The organism is Algibacter sp., from assembly GCF_049667265.1.
Classification (GTDB): Bacteria; Bacteroidota; Bacteroidia; order Flavobacteriales; family Flavobacteriaceae; genus Algibacter_B.
This window is the reverse complement of the sequence record NZ_JBATHX010000328.1, coordinates 1-5,582: the sequence shown is the minus strand read 5'-3', so window position 1 is coordinate 5,582 and position 5,582 is coordinate 1. Positions and strand designations below refer to the sequence as shown.

Genomic DNA, 5,582 nt, shown 5'->3' with positions numbered 1-5,582 from the left:
ACTATTTGTTTTTATAACGTCGTGCGGTTACGCCCAAGAATTTAAAGTTAACGATTTAAAAATTCAAGGGAATAAAAGATTAAATGCGTCATTTATAAAAAGTGTTTCTACAATAAAAGCTGGAGTTTTGTTGGATTCCACTATAATTGAACAAGATATTTTGCGATTAAAGCGATTACCATCAGTTTCTCATGCGTATTTTCAAGTGTTTCCATCTCAAGATAATAAGTATAATGTTATTTATAACATAGAAGAGAATTTTACCCTTATTCCTTCTGCAAATTTTTACACAACGGATAATGACGAGTTTGCCTATCGTTTGGGTTTATATGAGTTTAATTTATTTGGTCGGAATATAACTTTTGGTGGTTTTTATCAAAAGGATGTTTACAATTCGTATGCAATAAATTTCAGAGCACCCTATCTGTTTTCTAATAAATTAGGATTAGCAATAAATCATCAAGATTTAACAACTCAAGAGCCTGTTTTTTTTGATAATACAACATCAAATTATAAATACAACAATAAATCCTTTGAGGTTTTAGGGTTGTATGAATTCAATTTTAAAAATAGAATGGAACTTGGTGTAAATTATTTTGCGGAAGATTATCAGTATAAGTTTGGTGCCACTAATCCCAATGTTCCTCAAGAACTAAATGTTCAAAAATGGTTGTTGAAAGGAATTTATGAGTATAATGAATTAGATTATTTTTATCAGTATGTAACAGGCTTCAAAAGTCAGTTTAATTTTCAATATGTCACTTCTACTAACGATATATTACCTGATTTTTTTATAGGTTGGAATGACTTTTTTCTTTTCAAACGAGTTGGTGAAAAAGGAAACTGGGCGAATAGAATGCGGTTAGGGATTTCTTCCAATGATGAAACGCCTTTTGCTCCTTTTTCAGTAGATAATAATTTGAATGTTCGTGGTGTTGGAAATACGATTGACAGAGGTACAGGAGTCATAGTTTTAAATACAGAATACAGACAAACACTTATTGAAAAAGGTTGGTTTGTTTTGCAAGGAAACGCGTTTATTGACGCTGGATCATGGCGAAATCCTGGTAGTGATTTTGGAGATTTTAGTAAATCTGATAACATTAAAGTATACCCAGGATTAGGCCTTCGTTTTATGCATAAAAAAATATACAACGCTATTTTCAGAATTGATTACGGTTACGGAATCTCTGAAAATGCCACCAAAGGTTTCGTATTTGGTATTGGGCAGTATTTTTAAAGCTTCTTTAGTCTAATACAATAACTAAATCTTCAGAATTTACCATAAATCCAGTTTTCAATACAATTTTCTTCACGGTAGCATCAGATGCAGCTGTAATGGTAGTTTCCATTTTCATGGCTTCTATAATAAACAACGGTTGATTTTTGGATACTTTTTCTCCCTTTTTTACTAAAATGGTAGATAGCATACCTTGTAATGGTGCACCGATTTGATTGTCATCAACCTTGTCAGCTTTTACGTTTTCAACCTTGTCAACTTTAATGGAAGTGTCTTTAATGTCTACACTTCTACCTTGTCCGTTAACTTTAAAATACACAGTAACAAGACCATCATCATTCGCTTTTCCGATTGAATCTAAAGTTACAAGCAGTCTTTTTCCTCTATCTAAATCCACTATTATTTCTTCACCAATCTCCATACCATAGAAGAAATTTTTGGTTGGTAAGTTCATGAGGTTATCATACTTCAGATGATTGTTAAAAGCATCTGTAAATACTTTAGGGTAGAGTTGATAGGATAAGAAATCCGTATAATCAATAGTTCTACTTAAATCGTGCTCAAATATTTTTTTGAAGGTTTCATATTCTTTTTCAATATCTAATGGCGGCATGTGGGCATTTGGCCGATCAGTATAAGGTTTTTGGTCTTTTAAAATAAGCTTTTGCAGCTTTTTTGGAAATCCTCCAACCGGCTGTCCTAATTCGCCTTTAAACAAATCAACTACAGATTGCGGAAAAGAAATCGTGTCACCTCTTTCAATAACATCTTGGACGGTTAGGTTATTACTAACTAGATATTGCGCCATATCACCAACTACTTTAGAACTTGGAGTTACTTTAATAATATCTCCAAAAAGTGTGTTGACTTCACCATACATTTTAGTGATTTCATGAAAGCGGTCTTCCAATCCTAAAGCCTGTGCTTGCGGTTTTAAATTTGAATATTGCCCTCCAGGGATTTCATGTTTAAATACCTCGCCAGAACCTGCTTTTAGTCCCGATTCAAAAGGATAGTAGTATTCTCTAACAGCTTCCCAGTAATTGGAATATTCATTTAAAGAATCAATATTAATAGTGCTTGCTCTATCTTGAAATTTCATCATTTCAACAACCGAATTAAAATTAGGTTGAGATGTTAACCCAGATAAACCTCCAAGCGCCACATCAACCACATCTACGCCAGCTTCAATCGCTTTTATATACGTTGCCGATTGAATGGATGAAGTATCATGTGTATGCAGATGAATAGGTATTTTAAGTTCAGATTTTAAAGCTGAAATTAGCTCATAAGCCGCATAAGGTTTTAGCAAGCCAGCCATATCTTTTACACCTAAAATATGGGCGCCAGCACCTTCAATTTCTTTCGCTAAATTGACATAGTATTTTAAGTTGTATTTTTTGTTTTCTGGATTTAAAATATCATTGGTATAACATATTGATCCCTCGGCCAATCCATCAGTTCTAGTTCTTACATGTTCAATACACGGTCCAAGTGATTTCATCCAGTTGAGCGAATCAAATATTCTAAAAACATCAACACCGTTTTCCCAAGATTTCTCAACAAATTCACCAATTAAATTATCGGAATAGGCTTTGTATCCAACACCATTGGAACCTCTAATAAGCATCTGCATTAATAGATTAGGCATGGCTTTTCTTAACAATCGTAATCGTTCCCATGGATTTTCTTGAAGAAACCTAAGACAAACATCAAAAGTAGCACCGCCCCAAACTTCCATGCTAAAAATATCAGGATGGTTTTTAGCGTATCCTTCTGCAACTTTTAGCATATCAAAAGTACGCATACGGGTAGCTAGTAAACTTTGGTGTGCATCGCGCATGGTAGTATCAGTAAAATGAACTTTCTTTTCATTCAGCAACCATTGCGAGAATTTTTCTGGACCTAATTTAGTGAGTAAATCTTTAGTGCCTTCTGGGAATTTAGCACTAGCATCAAATTTGGGTACTTTAGGTTTTACAAATGTTTTAGTTGTGTCAATCTTTTTTATATCAGGGTTGCCATTTACAATAATATCGCCCAAATAGGTAATTAATTTGGTCGCTCTATTTCTCGGCGCTTTAAAAATGAATAAATCAGGATTAGATTTTATAAAATTCACGGTGACTTTGCCCTGTCTAAAAGTCTCGTGTTTTAAAATATTATCAAGAAAAGGCATGTTCGTTTTTACGCCTCTAATTCTAAATTCGGCTAAGGCGCGACGTATTTTTCTACTGGCACCGTCAAGAGTTCTGCTATTAGCAGTTACTTTAACCAGCATAGAATCAAAAAATGGTGAAATTTTAGCGCCTTGGTAAATACTACCAGCGTCTAATCGAATTCCAAATCCAGAAGCGCTTCTGTACGCTGAAACGGTTCCGTAATCTGGTTTAAAGTCATTTTGAGGATCTTCAGTAGTAATACGACATTGCAGCGCGTATCCATTTATTTTTATCGATTCTTGATTTGGAATTTTTATTTGTTCATCGGAAAGTTTATAACCACCTGCAATAAATAATTGGGCTTTAATTAAGTCTATATTGGTTATGACTTCTGTAACCGTATGCTCAACTTGAACTCTTGGATTTACTTCAATAAAATAGATAGAATCATCATCATCATCAACTAAGAACTCAACAGTTCCAATATTGTTATAGTTTACGGCTTTACATATTTTAATAGCGTAATTGTATAAATCTTGTTTTGTTTGTTCTTTTAATCCAAAAGAAGGTGCAAACTCTATTACTTTTTGGTAACGCCTTTGCACAGAGCAATCTCTTTCAAATAAATGCACAATATTACCATGGCTGTCGGCTACAATTTGGATTTCTATATGCTTCGGATTTTCCACAAATTTTTCTAGAAAAACGGTATCATCACCAAAAGCATTTAGCGCTTCACGCTTACTTTCAAAGAATGCTTTTTTTAATTCATCAACTTTTCGAATTACGCGCATACCTCGACCTCCACCACCAGATGCCGCTTTAAGCATAATAGGATAACCGATTTTTTTTGCTTCAGAAATGGCTACATCAATGTCTGTTAAGGGTTTTATATTACTTCTTATAATTGGGATATCATTAGCCACAGCTACTTGTTTAGCTGTAATTTTATCACCTAAAGATTTTAAAACGGATACTTTTGGACCGATAAAAATAATGCCATTGTCCTCACATGCCTGAGCAAAATCGGCATTTTCAGATAAAAAACCATATCCAGGATGAATGGCATCAGCACCATTATCAAGTGCAACTCGAATCAATTCAGCAATATTCAAGTATGGTTTTAAAGGCTCATTATCTTCACCTATTTGATAGGATTCTTCGGCTTTATATCTGTGTAGCGAGTAGCGGTCTTCAAAGGTATAAACACCAATGGTTTTTACATTAATTTCGGTACAGGCTCTAAAAATTCTAATGGCAATTTCTCCTCTATTGGCTACAAGTACTTTTTTGATTTTCAATGTGATGGATTTTAGTGGCTATAAAATAATTTGAACTAAATATACTTAAAGTCTATCTATATCTAGCTGTTCCATAGATAAAATCTAAACAAAACAAAAAATAATAATCTAAATTTAATGTTACATTATTTTTATCTTAAAATGAATCTTTTAGTTTTGCAAAAAAAATAATGACGTATGCGAACTTTTGCAATAGGAGATATTCACGGCGGATTAAAAGCTTTAATTCAAGTTTTAAATAAAATAGAAGTTAAGGATGAGGATACCTTAATTTTTGTGGGCGATTATGTTGATGGCTGGAGTGAATCGGCACAGGTTATTCAGTTTTTAATAGAGCTTCCAGAATCTATAAAATGTGTTTTTATAAAGGGAAACCATGATGTTTGGTGTGAAGAATGGTTAGCAAACGATGTTGTTAATCCAACTTGGTATATGCACGGTGGAAAGGAAACCATGGAGAGTTATGAAGGGTTTTCAAAGGAAGATAAAAAAAAGCATTTGGGATTTTTTGAGAATATGCCTTTGTATTATTTAGATGATGACAACCGATTGTTTCTTCACGCTGGTTTTACATCTATGCATGGCGTGAGTAAAGAGGTTTTTGCAACCACATTTTATTTTGATAGAACCCTTTGGGAAATGGCTTTAACTATGGATAAGCGTATTAAAAAAGATTCAGCTATTTATCCTAATAGATTAAAACATTACAAAGAAGTTTATATTGGACATACGCCAACTACTAATTTTAATTGTGATGTGCCAATGAATGCTGTTAACGTCTGGAATATAGATACAGGTGCTGCTTTTAAAGGAAAATTATCGGTGGTTGATGTGAATACTAAAGAAGTATTTCAAAGTGATAATTTACCTGCTTTATAT

The 5,582-nt window shown here is 33.4% G+C and carries 3 protein-coding genes; 2 read left to right on the top strand and 1 reads right to left on the bottom strand.

The features are described from left to right. Positions 1–1,240 (top strand): POTRA domain-containing protein (locus tag WBN21_RS11685; protein ID WP_424200481.1); only part of this gene is annotated, 1,240 nt, incomplete at its 5' end. A gap of 7 nt (positions 1,241–1,247) precedes the next feature. Here WBN21_RS11685 and WBN21_RS11680 read toward each other — a convergent pair. Further along, the gene (locus WBN21_RS11680) at positions 1,248–4,703 is read right to left on the bottom strand and encodes a pyruvate carboxylase (RefSeq protein WP_424200479.1); all 3,456 of its coding nucleotides are present in this window, start codon (positions 4,701–4,703) and stop codon (positions 1,248–1,250) included. Positions 4,704–4,880: 177 nt separating this feature from the next. Here WBN21_RS11680 and WBN21_RS11675 point away from each other — a divergent pair. Further along, positions 4,881–5,582, top strand: a 702-nt coding sequence (locus WBN21_RS11675; protein WP_424200477.1) for a metallophosphoesterase family protein, incomplete at its 3' end; no start/stop codon positions are given.